This is a genomic window from Candidatus Nitrosocosmicus oleophilus, from assembly GCF_000802205.1.
Classification (GTDB): domain Archaea; phylum Thermoproteota; class Nitrososphaeria; order Nitrososphaerales; family Nitrososphaeraceae; genus Nitrosocosmicus; species Nitrosocosmicus oleophilus.
In genome coordinates, this window is the sequence record NZ_CP012850.1 from 819,179 (window position 1) to 835,326 (window position 16,148).

General features: G+C 33.1%; 17 protein-coding genes. 9 read left to right on the top strand and 8 right to left on the bottom strand.

The genetic code is table 11. The features are described 5' to 3' along the window. Positions 1 to 157 precede the first annotated feature (157 nt). The gene (locus tag NMY3_RS03940; RefSeq protein WP_196817635.1) at positions 158 to 1,600 is read right to left on the bottom strand and encodes a M3 family metallopeptidase; all 1,443 of its coding nucleotides are present in this window, start codon (positions 1,598 to 1,600) and stop codon (positions 158 to 160) included. 202 nt (positions 1,601 to 1,802) lie between these two features. On the opposite strand from NMY3_RS03940, the gene cutA reads away from it, so the two are divergent. Then, positions 1,803 to 2,144 carry a divalent-cation tolerance protein CutA gene (gene cutA, locus NMY3_RS03945; RefSeq protein ID WP_196817636.1) on the top strand — a complete coding sequence of 114 codons (342 nt, stop codon included), beginning with the start codon at positions 1,803 to 1,805 and terminating at the stop codon, positions 2,142 to 2,144. A gap of 174 nt (positions 2,145 to 2,318) precedes the next feature. Here cutA and NMY3_RS03950 read toward each other — a convergent pair whose 3' ends face one another. The 3 genes from NMY3_RS03950 to NMY3_RS03960 all read right to left on the bottom strand — a co-directional run bounded on the left by NMY3_RS03950 (position 2,319) and on the right by NMY3_RS03960 (position 4,790). Continuing rightward, positions 2,319 to 3,392 (bottom strand): pelota family protein, encoded by a 1,074-nt coding sequence (locus NMY3_RS03950; RefSeq protein WP_196817637.1) that lies wholly within the window; start codon positions 3,390 to 3,392, stop codon positions 2,319 to 2,321. A 14-nt stretch (positions 3,393 to 3,406) separates the two neighbouring features. Then, a complete protein-coding gene (locus NMY3_RS03955; protein ID WP_196817638.1) occupies positions 3,407 to 3,814 on the bottom strand; it encodes a hypothetical protein in 408 nt (135 codons plus the stop codon). Positions 3,815 to 4,016: 202 nt separating this feature from the next. Further along, positions 4,017 to 4,790 carry a TrmB family transcriptional regulator gene (locus NMY3_RS03960; protein ID WP_196817639.1) on the bottom strand — a complete coding sequence of 258 codons (774 nt, stop codon included), beginning with the start codon at positions 4,788 to 4,790 and terminating at the stop codon, positions 4,017 to 4,019. A 131-nt stretch (positions 4,791 to 4,921) separates the two neighbouring features. Here NMY3_RS03960 and tes point away from each other — a divergent pair, with 131 nt between their 5' ends. The 5 genes from tes (at position 4,922) to NMY3_RS03985 (ending at position 10,298) form a co-directional block, all read left to right on the top strand. After that, positions 4,922 to 6,631, top strand: coding sequence for a tetraether lipid synthase Tes (gene tes, locus NMY3_RS03965; protein ID WP_196817640.1), 1,710 nt, complete (start codon positions 4,922 to 4,924; stop codon positions 6,629 to 6,631). 147 nt (positions 6,632 to 6,778) lie between these two features. After that, complete coding sequence (locus tag NMY3_RS03970) at positions 6,779 to 7,201, top strand: helix-turn-helix domain-containing protein (protein ID WP_144733198.1); 423 nt, start codon at positions 6,779 to 6,781, stop codon at positions 7,199 to 7,201. A 22-nt stretch (positions 7,202 to 7,223) separates the two neighbouring features. Then, on the top strand, positions 7,224 to 8,756 hold the full coding sequence (locus NMY3_RS03975) for a hybrid sensor histidine kinase/response regulator (protein WP_196817641.1): 1,533 nt from the start codon (positions 7,224 to 7,226) through the stop codon (positions 8,754 to 8,756). A 57-nt stretch (positions 8,757 to 8,813) separates the two neighbouring features. Next, positions 8,814 to 9,395: a response regulator gene (locus NMY3_RS03980; RefSeq protein WP_196817642.1), complete on the top strand. Its 582-nt coding sequence runs from the start codon at positions 8,814 to 8,816 to the stop codon at positions 9,393 to 9,395. A 51-nt stretch (positions 9,396 to 9,446) separates the two neighbouring features. Continuing rightward, positions 9,447 to 10,298 (top strand): enoyl-CoA hydratase-related protein, encoded by an 852-nt coding sequence (locus tag NMY3_RS03985; protein ID WP_196818467.1) that lies wholly within the window; start codon positions 9,447 to 9,449, stop codon positions 10,296 to 10,298. Positions 10,299 to 10,321: 23 nt separating this feature from the next. Here NMY3_RS03985 and NMY3_RS03990 read toward each other — a convergent pair whose 3' ends face one another. Then, positions 10,322 to 11,314: a homoserine kinase gene (locus tag NMY3_RS03990; RefSeq protein ID WP_196817643.1), complete on the bottom strand. Its 993-nt coding sequence runs from the start codon at positions 11,312 to 11,314 to the stop codon at positions 10,322 to 10,324. After that, entirely contained in the window at positions 11,311 to 12,075 is a 765-nt protein-coding gene (locus NMY3_RS03995) for an ATP/GTP-binding protein (RefSeq protein ID WP_196817644.1), read from the bottom strand. The genes NMY3_RS03990 and NMY3_RS03995 overlap by 4 nt, the downstream gene beginning before the upstream one ends. An 85-nt stretch (positions 12,076 to 12,160) precedes the next feature. Between NMY3_RS03995 and NMY3_RS04000 the strand changes: the two genes are divergently transcribed. Both NMY3_RS04000 and NMY3_RS04005 read left to right on the top strand, forming a co-directional pair. Next, on the top strand, positions 12,161 to 13,228 hold the full coding sequence (locus tag NMY3_RS04000) for a lysylphosphatidylglycerol synthase transmembrane domain-containing protein (RefSeq protein ID WP_257720004.1): 1,068 nt from the start codon (positions 12,161 to 12,163) through the stop codon (positions 13,226 to 13,228). 44 nt (positions 13,229 to 13,272) lie between these two features. Next, positions 13,273 to 14,064: an SDR family NAD(P)-dependent oxidoreductase gene (locus NMY3_RS04005; RefSeq protein ID WP_196817646.1), complete on the top strand. Its 792-nt coding sequence runs from the start codon at positions 13,273 to 13,275 to the stop codon at positions 14,062 to 14,064. A gap of 9 nt (positions 14,065 to 14,073) precedes the next feature. On the opposite strand, the gene NMY3_RS04010 is transcribed toward NMY3_RS04005, so the two are convergent. Further along, positions 14,074 to 14,511, bottom strand: coding sequence for a hypothetical protein (locus NMY3_RS04010; protein WP_196817647.1), 438 nt, complete (start codon positions 14,509 to 14,511; stop codon positions 14,074 to 14,076). Between the two features lie 104 nt (positions 14,512 to 14,615). Here NMY3_RS04010 and NMY3_RS04015 point away from each other — a divergent pair, with 104 nt between their 5' ends. After that, positions 14,616 to 15,413, top strand: coding sequence for a sulfurtransferase (locus NMY3_RS04015; protein WP_196817648.1), 798 nt, complete (start codon positions 14,616 to 14,618; stop codon positions 15,411 to 15,413). 72 nt (positions 15,414 to 15,485) lie between these two features. On the opposite strand, the gene NMY3_RS04020 is transcribed toward NMY3_RS04015, so the two are convergent. Beyond that, positions 15,486 to 16,118, bottom strand: coding sequence for a hypothetical protein (locus tag NMY3_RS04020; RefSeq protein WP_196817649.1), 633 nt, complete (start codon positions 16,116 to 16,118; stop codon positions 15,486 to 15,488). Positions 16,119 to 16,148: the final 30 nt, after the last annotated feature.

A 16,148-nucleotide genomic window follows, 5' to 3' on the forward strand; every position in this document is an offset into this window, starting at 1 on the left:
TAATATTAATGCGTTTTACACATGAGGTGAGCTTTAACTTTCTCACACTTTACAAAATCAAACTTACATTAATCTTTAATAATTGGACTAAAACTTTACAAACTGATCAATTTTTAAGAGAACATTTTCCTGATCATGAGAAACATTATATCGTTTCCTACCGAGTAATCTCTTTCAAAAACACCCTTGAATCTAACTTGGAAAATTCTTGTAAATTAATATTTGCACCATCTTTCATCATGCTTCTTAAATATTTTCCGGCTTCTTCTGATTCCCACCAATTTTCCCCGTATAATTCTTCAATTTTTTTTTCCAACTCTGCAGCTCTTACAGCAGCTAATAAATAACTAGGTACATACATTATTGATTCTGGCATTATGTGGTGAAGCATCCAGTACTGCCCAGGCATTTCAATATTTGTATATTTTTTCATCATCGATGAGTAAATTTTATTAGTATTTTCGATGGACCGTTTATTCATCCAAAAATCCATTTTTGTTAAAGAGTTTGCAGCATAGAAAGTCACGAAAAATAATTCCATAAAATTATTTAGTTCAATTATTTTATCCAGCTTTCCTTTATTTGATATCTTTAATTGTTTTTCCAAATATTTCTTATTTCTCGTTAGTCTTTCCAAAAAGATTGAGAAGATTTCGTTAATTCCCATTGGAATATGGTATTTTTTTTCATATTCTAAACTAGGATCAATCGAGGTTGCATGCATCGCGTGTCCTGATTCATGAAAACATCCTTGAAAATCAAAATATGGACTTTCCTCTCTATAAAGAATTCTTATATCTGAAGGAATGTGTATAAAAAAGCAGATGGGAGATGGATATTTATTTTTTCTATCCTCTGAATCAAAAGATATTTTTTTTACATTCATTCTTAAATCCCTTAGAGTCTTGATAACAGTTGAAATAGGATTTGCTTTAGCAAATTCGTCTGAGATATCTTTAAAAACTCTGTTCCTAAAATAGTAAAAATCATCATAATATTCTGGATTTCTATCAAAAATTTTGTTAGATAGAGCAACTAGTCTTTCGTTAAATAGTTTGCTTGTTAAATTTGCTAGATTCTCTACAAATTCTTTTAACTTATTATACGATACCCCTTCACTTTCTAAATATCCATGCAGAGGATTCATTCCTCCATCATATTCGTAAATATTCCTAATCTTGTTGAATCTCTTTTCTATAACTGGTTTTATCAATTCTGTTTTCTCAATAAAACAATCAAAAACATTCTTTCTATAATTATGATTTGTTTCTATCGCGTTAAATTGTCTCCAGTTGCTCCAGTTTACATAGTTATCTTCAATCCTGTACCTCTTGTCTACTAATTTCTTATTTCTGATCTCATGTAATTCACGCTCTAATCTTTTAGTTTTATCTTCTGCGAGACTTTCTATGGATGACAAAAACAATTCTCTAGGGGTATCAAAAGATTTCAAAAATAACCGACAACCTTGAATCTTCAATTTTGATATCTCTTGAATTATGGCGGGATTATACTTTAGACCCGCAAATTGGTAATATGTTTCCTCATTTTGAATTATGTGAGCGTTTTCTAATATGTTCCTTATATTATCTATTTTCATGAATTGATTGTAAAAATTAGATTAGAGTGATCTTATTTATATTTGCATTCTTAGTCCATCTCATATATTTCAAGATAAGTTTCCTGGATGACCTTTTGATGTTCTGGGAATGGTGTCTGACCCAAATAACTAGTTCCATATAATGGGCCTCTATTGTATACCAATAAATAGAATTTATCTTATATAAGATAAATGAATGCAAATGCATGATGAACAGTCTAGTTGTAGTGGCATGATTCTGATATCTACCTTCTCCGATGAGCAATCTTTAATCAATCTATCTAAAACACTTGTGGTGGAGAAGAAATTATGTGCGTGCGTAAATTATACAAGAATAAATTCTTTGTATGTTTGGGAATCTGAATTGAAACAAGAAGAGGAATTTATCGCTTTTTTTAAGACCACATCGAGCCATATCCAATCCTTGAAGGCTGAAATACTAGCCCATCATCCATATAAAGTACCTGAAATTGTCATTATTAAGATGGATGATGTTTCATCGGAATATCTTTCATGGATTATTAACAATACACACAAAGGGTAATCCTGATTTCTAATTTGGATTGATACTGTGTTGTTAAATTTTTCGAAGTCTCAGAATTCAAAATCTAATGAATAAATTATTATTTTGTGCACTTTAATTCAAATATTTGCTTATTGAAAGTTTTTTGACTTGGTTCATAATACATCATTGTGTTATATGAATCCAAATCAAACTTCAATTTATCCGGTACCTCAATAATGCAATTATTCCACCTAGTGATGACACCCTTAACCCTATATCGGTAGTTGAATCAGTTGCATAAATTTTTACGTTATTATGTTCCATATCGTTTAGTAGTTTTATGAACTCGTCTTCTTTTATTTCTGAAAATACCTTATCAGAATAAACCAGCGAATCAATTGCATTTAAAGAATGAGCGTATTTTGTCTCTTTTATTCCCATTGCATATTTTTTCTCTCCGTTGTTTATTTGTTGCATAACTCTATCTAGAATCGTAGAAACCATGGCAATTTTGCTACTGGACATAAGATCCTTCATGGCTTCTGATCTCAAAAATACATAAATCCCGTCTTCACCAGCCGTTTCAATACCCTCCGCTATAGTAAAATCTTTGTCTTGATAGGCTTCATTTTTTTCCCTTAGATGATTAAGGAATCTTCTCTTTGTCTCTCCAGGACCAAATATTACTATTTTGATTCCATGTTCTTCCAAATAAATATCCAAGGCAGTTCTTATATTCTCAAAATAGATCTTATTATTTAACACATTCCTTTGATCAGTAACGTATCTCTTACCACTCTTTCCGGAATGTATGTTAGGAGTTATTTTCAAATTAGTTCCAGTTAATTTTGCAATAGCTGTCTCTTGTGAGTCTATTGAGATAAATAAATATTTAAATTCAAGAGCCGACTTTGATAGTATTTTTATATAGTTTTCATTCCAATTTGATTTTTCTAAGATGATCGTATCATTGATTTTTACGTTAATAGAATGATGCAAACCCTTGGGTATGTTTTCATTGTTTGAAGTAATTATTACTCCTGATATCTTTAATCTGTCGATTGCATCATCAAAACTAATTTTTTCTATTCTTAAGATTATCCTGATCTTAATTCTTTCTCCTTTATCTGGTCTAGAGTATTCATTATCCTGTTTTATTACCCTAGTAGTATCGGCAATAATGCTGTCTCCTATATCTATTACTCTTCTTAGGCTGAAAAGATCATCTGGTTCTTCTAAGGTTAAGACCATTTTGTTTTCTGAATCCTTTAATTTGGTAAATTTCATTTTTTATTTGTATCCTATTTAACCAAATCTTCATCTTGTTTTTGAGACTTCAGATAGTGTTCAAACCAGTGTTTGGTTAATACTCCTGATTCCACCAAATTGACTAATGCGCTAGGTGACGCTTCGCCTATAACTTTTCCATTCTTTTTCTTTAATTGTCTCCATTTCAAAATGGTATTTCCAGTTTTCGATGAATAGATTATTCCAAATATTTCTTTTGCATTTACAAATGTAATTTCTCTTAATTTTTTTACCATTAGTTTATCTGCTGCTTCAATATAAATATCGCCTGGTCCAGTATCTCTTTCGAGAAACATCTCTGGATCTCTATTATGATTACTAGGGATGAATGATTTACAAGTGCTGAAAATTATAAATTTTCTAAAACTTTCCAATGATGATGTAGTTCTTATGTGGACCACTACTTTTCTACACTGTGTGTTATTAATACAATGAATATATGTATTTGAAACCTTTCTAAATTCAAATTTTTACAACATACACAAATTAAATAGGACAAACTCTTTACTCAAGATCTACTTCATCTAATCAGTAGGGCTTTTCACATCATTGTTTGTCCTGCTATTTTTAAACTATTCTGTTATAAGGCTTTAGCTATTCATTCTATTTTTTTGCATCTTGCCACAAATAATGGAAATAATCTTTAGCAAAACTAGCCAATCCAGTATGCTCTGCCCATATGGCTATAGTGTCATAGCTGGAAGTTGTTGTTGGATCGTTTTTTCCTTCTCCAAGTAGAATTAATACATGTCTGGAATCTCCTATAACTCCACCACCAAACATATCATTCTTGAGTCTTACTTCAGCTACTCTGGACATTGCCTTTACGGTATCATTATTAGTTTCATCTGATGCTAAAATAATAATTTTAACTCCTTTTTCGGCGAGTTCTCGGAGTACTGGCTGAATCGATTTCACAACATTCTCTGGAATTTTGGGGATGGCTATTAGGAGCTCTTCTTTTGTTGATCGAATTATTTCAGTAACTTTTATTGCTATATTGTATAATCCACTTACCACCCAAATATCTGGTTTTTCTTTTAATCCTGTTTTTTCATAGATCGGCATTAATTCATTGATAATGACATTTTTATTACTCCTCAAATTGTTCTCCATTTCTATCATCATGGCTTCAACTGCATTTGATGGGGATTTAGGAAAAAAATTCTGTGGTCTTTGATTATCCGAATATATCCATCCTCTTACATACAGACTATTTAGGACATCATAGATTTTTGAGTATGGGACTCCTGATTTCTTGCTGATTTCTGATGCCGTAGTTGAACTGGCAAACAACAACGAAGTATATACTCGAATTTCATAGTTTGTTAATCCAAGGCTTTCCATAGATTTCTTGGCCTTGTCGCTAATTTCCATAGTTTTATGTGACTAGTTGAAACTTGGATATTAAATCTTTCATCTATATTGCACTTTACTAACTAAACACCGTAGGATTTGTCAGATCATCTTTATAAAGTTAATCAAGTGCAGTATTAAAGGTCAACATTATGGATCTAATACAAATTTCCAATTTAACTAGTAAAACTATTGGTTCTAAACGTACCATTAGATATACTCAAAGTATATGCCCAGATTGCAATATGATTCTAGACGCTGAGGTCTTTGAAAGAGAAGGCAAAGTTTTCATGACAAAAACCTGTCCTAGCCATGGTGAGTGTGAGGAATTGTACTTTGGCTCTTATGAAATGTATAAGAAATTTAGTACCTATTGGATGGATGGAAAAGGTGCACAAGCTCCAAATGTGATGGTTGATAAATGTGCCTGCCCTACTAATTGTGGGTTATGTACTAACCATCTTTCACATTCTGGTTTAGCAAATATTATAGTCACTAATAGGTGTGATCTTACCTGCTGGTATTGCTTCTTTTATGTTAAAAAGGGATTAGAGGGCGCTTATCTCTATGAACCTTCACATGAACAAGTACGCGCGATGATGAAAACTCTAAAGGCTGAGAAACCTATAGCAGGCAACTCTATTCAAATTACAGGTGGTGAGCCAATGTTAAGAGACGACATTACAGAACTTATCCAAATAATGAAAGAAGAGGGTGTCGATCACGTACAACTCAACACCAACGGCATAAAACTTGCACTTTCACCAGAAACAATGAGACAAGTTCGAATGTCTGGCGTCAGTAATCTCTATTTGTCATTTGATGGAGTGACGGCTAGAACAAATCCTAAAAACCATTGGGAAGTTCCATACACGCTAGAATCAGCAAGGAAGTGTGGAATGACTGTTGTTTTTGTTCCAACCGTAATAAAATCTATTAATGATCATGAATTAGGTGGCATAATACGATTTGCTCAAAAAAATATGGATGTAGTACATGCTGTAAATTTCCAGCCTGTTTCATTAACTGGTAGAATGAGCAAAAAAGAACGAGAAAAGTATAGAATTACAATACCTGATTGCATAGAACGAATTGAAGAACAAACTAACGGTGAAATATCAAAAGATGGTTGGTTTCCGGTTCCATCCTGTATGCCTTTAACAAATGTGATTGAGGCATTTAGCAAGAAACCAAAGTATGAATTATCCATCCACTTTGCATGTGGTGCTGGAACATACGTTTTTGAAGATGTTCAAACAAAGAAACTGACACCTTTAACGTCTTTTGTTGATATAAAAGGCCTCTTAGAGTATTTCGAAGAAAAAACTGAAGAGATTAAATCAGGTTCGAATAGGTATTGGACCATGTTGGAAGTAATACGAAAGCTTAACCAGTTTGTAGATCGTAGTAAACAACCATACGGGCTTGATTTAGGACGCATGTTTTCGAGTATTCTTCTCAAACAGAACTTTGATTCTGTAGGTTCATGGCATGTACGATCATTATTCTTAGGCATGATGCATTTCCAAGATAAGTATAACGAGGATCTAGAGAGATTACAGAGATGTGACATTCACTATTTGACTCCCGATTTGCGTATAGTACCATTTTGTGCATTTAATGTAATACCTGAATGGTACCGGGATAGGATACAGAAGAAATACAGTGTACCAGTAGAAGATTGGGAAAAAGAACATGGACAGACATTAGAAGCTGGGTTGTATCGCGGTATTATGAGAAAGGGCAAACCAGAGGCTCAAATGGGATGTGCAATGTCTGAGATGCATAAGGCAGCCGCAGAAGCAGAATCCAATGAGGAACATCGAGGAGTTGAGCTCCGAAATGGAATGGCTGGTGCATGAAAGCCAATCTCCATTTGAAAAGTTGATTTTTTATATTAAATAATTTTTTTGATTTTTGTATCTTCAATCCCGCAACTCTAAATTGATTCTTATAGATGTTTTTGTAGATAATTTTAAATAGCTTGAAAGTGTAGTAATATATGTAAAATGCCGTCGTCATCAATTAATGCAATCACTCGTATGAGTGCAACCTTAAAGGATCTTTTTATTTATATCTATGATTTGTCACCACTAGATATGGATTTATTGCTTACCTTAATAGCACATAATAATAAACAAATGACTTTAGAAGATTTGTCTAAAGCTGTAAATCGTGACAAGAGTACGGTATTTAGATCTTTACAAAAATTAACAGGATTGGGAATATGTGTAAAAGAAAGCAGAACTTTGAAAGAAGGAGGACATTTCCATGTGTATTCTGCCATCTCTAGAGAAATATTTAAACTCGAAACAGAAAAACGTGTAAAGGAATTAGAACAGAGCTTAAGAAGAATATTGAAGAAATTTGAAGATGATCTAGAAGTAATGTTGGATGATGTTTTTGACACAAAAAAGAAAATAATAAAGTAGACAAAAATAACCTCAAAATACATTGGAATTCAACTTAGATAAGATATTCGAAGGGTCTGATCAACAACAGGTTGATATTTTTTTAAATTCCTATTATTCATTTCTTTTTTTAAAAAAGAATTCATTCTACGATTTTTTAAAAGCAAATACTGATACGAATTCACCTGCAATACGACTGTTGATTTCATGTAAAGATGGCGATCAATATGATTCGATAGTGGATTTTTTCAAGCCTTTTAAGAATGTACAAGTAAAAAATGTCTTATCATCAGCCGAACCCACTGAACACATGATTACAATTATTACTAACCAAAATCTAGTTTCTTTTTTTAAAATAGATTACAATACTGATAAGCGAATGTTTACCTGTAAGTTATCCGATTCGCTTACAGGTGATATTGTTACTTTTTTCTATACTCTTTTTGTCAATATTTGGAGCACAATTGATAAGAATATCATCCTCGAAAAACGCAATATTTTTCAACAAGATTTTGTTGATATTGCTTCCCATCAATTAAGAAATCCTATATTACCTATCATAGGATTTTCTAAAACACTAAAATCAAAAATTGAAGACCCTGATATGTTGGATTATCTCAATATTATTATAAAGAATGCTGAAAAACTGAAAAATATTGCAAATGATATTCTGGATATCTCTAAAATTGAAGCAAATCCACTGAAATTAGATTTTGAAATTTTTGATCTATGCGAACTTTTGGAGATTATTGCTAGAGATTATAATCAATTTTCAAACAAAGACTCTTCGGGTATTCGGATACTTTTTCAAGGACGTCCTAATGTGTTTATAGAGGCTGATAAGGAATACATTAAACAAGCATTTGAGAACATTCTAAATAATTCTTATTTTTTTACAAAAAAGAATGAAGGGAATAAGATTATTATCAGTGTCTTTGAGAACGACGATGATTTCTATGCTAATGTATTAATAGAAGATGAAGGACCTGGTATTCCAGATGATGATCCAGAAAGAATCTTTACCAAATTCTATCCAAATTCTGGAGGAGCCGGACTTGGATTGTTCATTTCAAAAAAGATTGTGGAAATCCATGGGGGGAGTGTTGTTGTTGGAAATAGGATAGACGACATTGGAGCAAAATTTCTTATTAAAATCCCATTGAAAGGGACAAATGTTCCTGGTCAACCCGACTACAATAAATCCACCGATGGTCTTAAACTCTTAATTATTGACGATTTTTCAGAAAATCTGGAAACGGTTAAAGAATCGATCTTGAGTTTGGGATACGATATTGATCATTTTGAAGATCCCTATAATGCGATAGAAAGATTTGTTCCGGGAAAATATTCATTGGTTTTCTTAGGTATTAATGTCAAAGGACTAGACGGCTTTGACTTATATGATGATCTAAAAAAGAGAGATAAGAAAATTAAGGGTTATTTTATGTCCTCTAGTAAAATAAACAAGGAAGCTATGGAATTTTTGAATAATAATATGATGTATGATCACTTTATTTATAAACCACTTTCTCTCAATGCATTTGTAAAAATTCTACGAAATGAACAAGTGAATTAAAAATATTAGTCACAACATAGTAAAATTTTATTATTCGTTTGCTTTAACTGGGTTAATATGAATGTTCTAATCATTGAGGATGATGATGATATTTGTCAATTGTATTCTATATGGTTAGAAGAAAATCGACATGATTACATTATTGCAAAAAACTATGAAGATGGGATATTAGAATACGTAAAGTCGATTCAACAAGGTGACGAAGGTTATGAATCGGATAATAATATATTCGATTTAGTTGTCCTTGATTACGATTTACCATCAAAAGATATGTCTTCCAATCAAAATGGCTTACATATTGCAAAAGAAATCTTGGAATTAAAAGGCGATCAACGAATAATGTTCGCATCCGCGTGGCCCAAAAAAGCATTCGTCGAATACGTTTCTACTCTAAAAAGTGTACCAGAAGTTCTTCCAAAACCGTTCGAAAAAGAAGAATTCATTAATCTAGCCGAAAAAATTAACTTGTATGATATTGCCAAAAAATTTACCAAACAACTTCGAGAGATGAAAAATCCAAATAGTCCTGATGTTGATATCAAATCGCTTGAATCTTTGTTTAAACTCATGAACAATGCGAGAAGAGAATTTTTGCAAAAAGATAATGATAAAAGCGATGATGTAGATTTTATCGAATGAAATTTGATAAGATTTATTTTAAAGAGCCATTGAAGTTTGTTTATGTCTTCTATGAAATATATTCAAATAGATTTACTTAATGAAATTGCAATATTAAGGATAAATAGACCTGAAGCTTTGAATGCAATGAATCTTGACGTAATATTTGAACTGGCCAGAGCAATCGACATAATTTCTGCAGATGAGGGGATCAAGGTGCTAGTAATTACCGGAGCTGGAGAACGATCTTTCTGTGCTGGCGCTGACATTTCATACATGGTAAATATTGACGCCGTAACTGCTGAAAAATATGCCTCATCTGCACAATCCGTGCTAAATAAAATTGAAAAGATGGAGAAACCTGTAATTGCTGCAATAAATGGCTTTGCACTTGGTGGCGGATGTGAACTATCATTAGTTTGTGATATAAGGATCGCATCCGAAAATGCAAAGATTGGTCAACCAGAAGTAACTATTGGTATTCCTCCTGGATGGGGCGGTACTCAGCGACTACTTAGGGTAGTTGGACCCGCAAAAGCCAAAGAAATGATTTTTACCGGCAAAATGATTACCGCACATGAAGCTGCCACTATTGGATTGGTTAACCAAGTTATTTCCTTATCAGATGAGGAAAAGTCTAATTTAGATCCATCTGTCGATCAAAATAATGAAAAGGAGAAAAGTATTGCGCTCTCAAAGTTACTAAATAAAAAACTTTTGGAACATTGTATAACTTTTGCTAGGGAGATCACTAAAAATAGTTTTAATGCTGTAAGAATCAGTAAAATGTTAATTAATAAGGGTATGGATGCGGATATTGATACTGGTTTGCGGCTGGAAATTTATGGTTGGGCTTTGTGTTTTGCTCACGAAGATAGACAGAAAATGATGGGGGCATTCCTCAATAAAAATACTAAAAAGTGATCTATTTTCCAAAGCCCTGATTTTCATTTCAACGAAACTATTCTTGATCCATTACCGGATTTAGACATAAATGTTTTACATTTAATATTTATTTTATCATATTCCTCTTCCATGACTTCTGATATGCGCAGCCCCTTCTTGCTTGAATCTAAAAAAGCTACTGTAGAAGGACCAGCTCCACTAATGGTAAAAGCCATTGCTCCCTCTTCTAAAGATCTTTTCTTTATTTTTTCATATCCTGGGATCAATTTCTGTCTGGCAGGTTCTATAATACAATCGTTTATACCATTACAAATCATTCCTACATCCTTGCGATAAAAACCTGCAACTACGGAACATGCATTAGCTACATTATGAACCATTTTTTGTAAAGGTACTTGTTGAGGAATAACTTTTCTTGAAAACTCCGTCTTCATTTTAGGAACTTGAATAAGTGGTACGCATATAACCATAAATAGATTATTTGGCGAATCTATCCTGATAAATTCTAATTTTGGATGAGTCTTAACTATTACAAAATTTCCAAAAAGCGAGCCTGCGACATTATCGAAATGCTTTACACCTGCACTTGCAAGTTCGCCTTCGGCAGAATAATCTAGTAATTTGGTATCATCAATATTCAGTCCAAATAATGCATTTAGTGAAACTGCAGTTGCTACTGCTGATGCGGCACTACTTCCCATCCCATAACCAGGTGGAATATTTTTTCTAATTTCAATTAAACAGTTGTAATTATATAAATTATAATCTGAGATAATTTTTTTTGCTACCTTGCCTGCAGAATTGGAGTCAAGATCATTTGGAATACTTTTGCCCAGATCACCATTCATTATTATTTTTACATTGTTCTTGTTTGCTATTGTTTTTCTCTCTATTTTGATGGATACTGTATCCTGTAGTACATCCAAACCTAGCCCAAATACATCATATCCTGGACCCAAATTTGCAGTTGATGCAGATGCAGTAGCTGTGCATTCTATATATTTAGCTACAATTTCATACTTTTCTTTTTTCATTCGTGTTTCTGCTCCTCCTCACCTTGTGTTAATATTCTTGATAATGCTGCAGTTAAATTTATCATCCCATTCATAGTTAAGTTAGATACTGCAATGGGGCTCAACATATTTCCACTTTTATAAAGTGTTTTTATAATGTCCTTACCCAATAAAGATTGCTCTGAATCTTTTTCTAGATTAAGAGAGTCTTGAAGTGAGGTGATGGAGTTGGACCAATTCAAAATTTCTGCTAACTGCTCAATTATTTTGTCTCGTTTCGTTAGGACGTTGATCTGTGGAATGTTTAAACGTAATCTGACTGATTGTGACAAGAACATCAAGGAAACAAAACTAATTGGAGATATTGCTAATGTCCCATCTATGGTAAATAGTGTAACTTTAGAATCTGAATAAAAATTTGAAACAAAATAAGGACCACTAGATCTGAAAGCAAACAGCTCTATTTGTCCGGGAGTATCAATTATTATGTAATCAGGATTAAGTTCCTGAACCTGAGTTTGGATTTCATCTATTTTTGTTGATATCAAGTCATTAGCCAACACCAATGACCCATTTGGTCCTAACTTGTAATCATCCATTATCGAATAAAAATCAATAAACTCTCTTACGTCTATATCTGGATCATACGGTAAACTAGATACTCCTGGATCCAAATTAATTGAAATTGGTGAGACATCATTGTTGTGATACCATTCCAACAGTCTCGAAGTCAATAATGTTTTCCCTGAACCTGCCGTGCCAGTCACGAATATAGTATGCATTTCAAAAATTTCTAATTGCTATTCTAATTTTATTGTTATATTTGTATGATTATTATATTCCTTCTCTTGAACTAGTTGATATACCTTGAATTGGCGAGTAATTTTCATTCTTGTAAGTGTTATACCTATAATGCTTATTTTTCTATTTACTCCAGTTTCGCTAAATGATGTTTTATCTGTAGGTATTATCCCTTTTTTACTTTCTTTTCTTGCAACAATGGTGAGAATTTTTCTTCAAGCGATTAGGTTTTATTATTTTGTTCGAAAATTCATTGGAAAGAATGTCAGTTCATTTTGGAAAATTATTTTCGCCCGGTTAGCTGGAGAGTTTGTAACTCAAACTACTCCTTCTTATATTGGTGGGGAACTAGTTCGAATCGCTTTTTTAACCAAAAGTGGTGTGCCAGCGGGACGAGCAGCCTGGGTTACTACCATGGAAATTATTGCCGATGTATTTGTTGGTACAATTTTAGCTTTTATCGCTGGATTTGTTGCAATAGCTAACGGCTCCATGTTTATTGGTATGCTAATTATTGCGATCGCTGCCCCTACATTTGGATTCTGGTTTTTTATCTTGATATATTCAGCAAAAAAAAATATACGATTACCTTCATTTTCATTAAGATTGGCGAAAAAATTTATTTCAGAACAAAAAGCTCAACGGGGGATTAATTCTGTTAATAAAGCATTGGATGATTTGTGCATAATGAGCAGAGAAAACTTTAGTTCATTTAAATCTGTAAAAATATTTTCAGTGGGCATTGCAATTACAGTGGTCGCATTTATTTTCCAAGGTCTTTCATTTCTAGTTTTAACACATTCCGTAGATATTTACATAGGTCTATTTTTGTCGTTTATGGCTACGGCCTCTTCCACAATTTTGGGTACCCTTCCCATCACAATAGGAGGTTCCGGCTTAGCCGAGTGGGGATTATGGGCATATATCAATCAACTGAATAACGTTTCGCAAATTGGTAATATAATAAATGATATCGATCAATTAAACGTCATAATTGCATGGAGGATTGCTTCTTACTATTTGCCGTTAGTGATAATGTGGATTGCATTGATGAGGGTAGCATTGGGAACTAATTATTCAAAACCTACCCCACCCTCATCCACTTCCACTACACCTGACAGTCGAGCTGATTGATAGTATTTTAATAACGATTATTTCCCTTTTATATGGTGAAGATTTTGACCGACCTACTAGAAAATAAGATAGTCCTTATTACCGGTGCATCAAGCGGAATAGGTAGATGCATTGCAAATGATTTTTCTCAATTTGGTTTGAAATCCTTGATTTTAATTGCCAGAAATATCGATAGACTGAATGAATCGGTTCTATCGATGAAGGAAAGAGACTTTGAAATATTGACACTAAGTTGTGATGTGTCCAAAAAAGAAGAAGTTAAGCGTGTTGGTGATCTGATACTTGAACGATATGGATACATAGATGTTTTAGTCAACAATGCAGGGATTGGCATATTTGGGAAGGTTGAAAAAACGTCCATTGAGGAAATCGAAAAAGTCAGTTTCACTAATTATTTTGGCATGATTTATTTTACAAAAATTTTTCTAGATTCAATGATTAGGAGAAATAGTGGTCACATAATTAATGTTGCTTCCTTAGCTTCTAGTTTTGGTATCCCTGGAATGGCCGCATACTGCGGATCAAAATTTGCAATGTTGGGTTTTTCGGAATCCTTACATCGTGAATTAAGAAAAACAGGCGTAAAGATATCTGTTATAAGTCCAATAGGCGTAAAGACCAATTTTTTTAATAATGAATATTTTAATAATAAAACTCCTATGAAATATATGTTAAACCCAGAAACTGTTTCTAAGGCGGTATTAAACTCGCTTACATCCGATTCATTTCAGATTTTTGTACCCACCTTAGCTGGATTATCCGTGCCATTCAAAGGCTGGTTTCCTGCGATAATTGATTCAATTATTGAGAGCCAATTCCGCAAAAATTTTGGCTGAATTTCATTATTATTCCTCTTCCTCTTCATCCTTATCCTTCTTATTTGGATCAAAATCTGATTCTACATCCATCATTTGTGCACCCTCCAAATCAAATTTAAAAATCTCGTCCATATCAATTTGATACTTGGTTTTTAATAATTCACATAATTGATCACTTAGTTTGGCTTTTGATATTTTGATTTTATACTCATATACGAAACCTTTCATAAGCTCTGAAACCTTCAAATCATCTGCTAAATCAATTTCTTCAATTATTGTTCTACCGTCGGGTAGTGATTCGTAGAGCTGGATATCTGCTTTTTTGGTTTGTTCATTGATGTCTAGAAAATAACCTGTTCTATTAATCGTGTCTAGTATCTGAAAATTTGCATTTTTCAGTTCATTGTCGGCCCATTCGGGAAGACCATTTTCTTCTGATTTTGCCTTTGCCGCTTTTCTTGCCATTTCTTGCCCGTTATGTATTCTAGTACTTTTTATTAAAAACTTTTTCAAATTTATCTTTGGACTTCTAGAAACCATTATCTATAGGAGTATGTATACTTAGGTCCTTGAACACCGTTATAAATGGTGAATCTTTACTTGACTTAACCCGGCGTCAACACTCTGATTTAGTGCTTGTCGATACCAGATCATTTGCTGAGTATGCGCAGGGTCATATTCCTGGTGCCATTAATATCGATTTGATGCATTTCCATTGGTTTGATACTTCTAAAATGGGAATTTTGCAATATGAAAAACAAATGGGTTTACTATTAAATTATCTGGGCATTAATCCATCAAGTAGGGTTGTTTTTTATGATAATATTTCCGGTCCGACCGCTTCTCGGGGTGTTTGGCTATTAAATTATTTCTCTCATCTTGATTCATTTATCTTAGACGGCGGATTTGAAAACTGGTCAAAACTTAAATATCCAGTAGAAATAAAGACAAACCAATATTCACATTCTGCTTTCAATTTTTATACGAATAGGGCGATATTAGCTGATTTAGAATATGTAAAAGACTGTGTAGACAAAAATTCACAGGATGTGATAATTGTTGACTGCCGTTCCCAGGCTGAGTACAACGGAACTGTTGCTCGTGCTTTTCACAGGGGACATATACCTAAATCCGTTAATGTTGAGTGGTCAAACAATCTTCACAATGAGAAATTCTTGGAATTTGACGCCTTGGTTAGGTTGTATTCCTTTATATCAAAAGAAACAGAAGTTATAACATATTGTCAAGGTGGTTACCGAGCTGCAAATACTTATCTCGCTCTTAAACAACTTGGATATCCAAAAGTAAGAATGTACCTAGGTTCTTGGGGGAATGGGGTAATAATCCTACGCTTCCAGTTGAATTGAATTAATACGTTAACTTACGTTTTACTTTCCAATGAATATGCTAAATGTTCTAATAAAAAAAAATGGAGCTAACTATTTTTTATTAATTGGAAGATTGTTTAATTCTTGTAGTTGTCTATTTATCTCAGTTGTATTTTCCTTCCCATATGTTATCAATATTCTGTCGTCATCGTTTAGTACATAGCTCATTATGTCTTTAGTTTCATTACCATTAACATAGAATTTTAGTTTATACTGGTCATTATCGCAGAAGCGCTGGTTACTATCTGTAATGAAACACCCATTGGAAGCGTCCATCCTAATACTCTTGAGAAATTCACCAATTGGAACATTAGACGAGTGTTTATGGATTGTTGTTCCATCCAGTGTGCGATTGTAGGTTTCTACGTGAATATAGTTAGACCTCACCATGTATTTTTGTTGTGCTAGGTCTAAGTTTGTACCATTTAAATTAATCAATAATGCTGCATGTTCATGTGCTGATCCTAGCGCACCATATTTGGCGGCTACATTTTCACTGGGAAAAAATATTGCTAACACAATTGCAAGCGCGGCTAATCCAACTACAACAGGGACTATTATTTTTAAATATTGTTTTCTTTTCTTACGACCTCTTGCAAAATAACTACTATCGTTATTATCATCCTTGTTAGAAGTATTATTCTTGTTACTATCAACGTCTGAATTCTTTTTCTTCTTGCTCATTCTATCGTAATTCTACTGAAATGCTCTCTA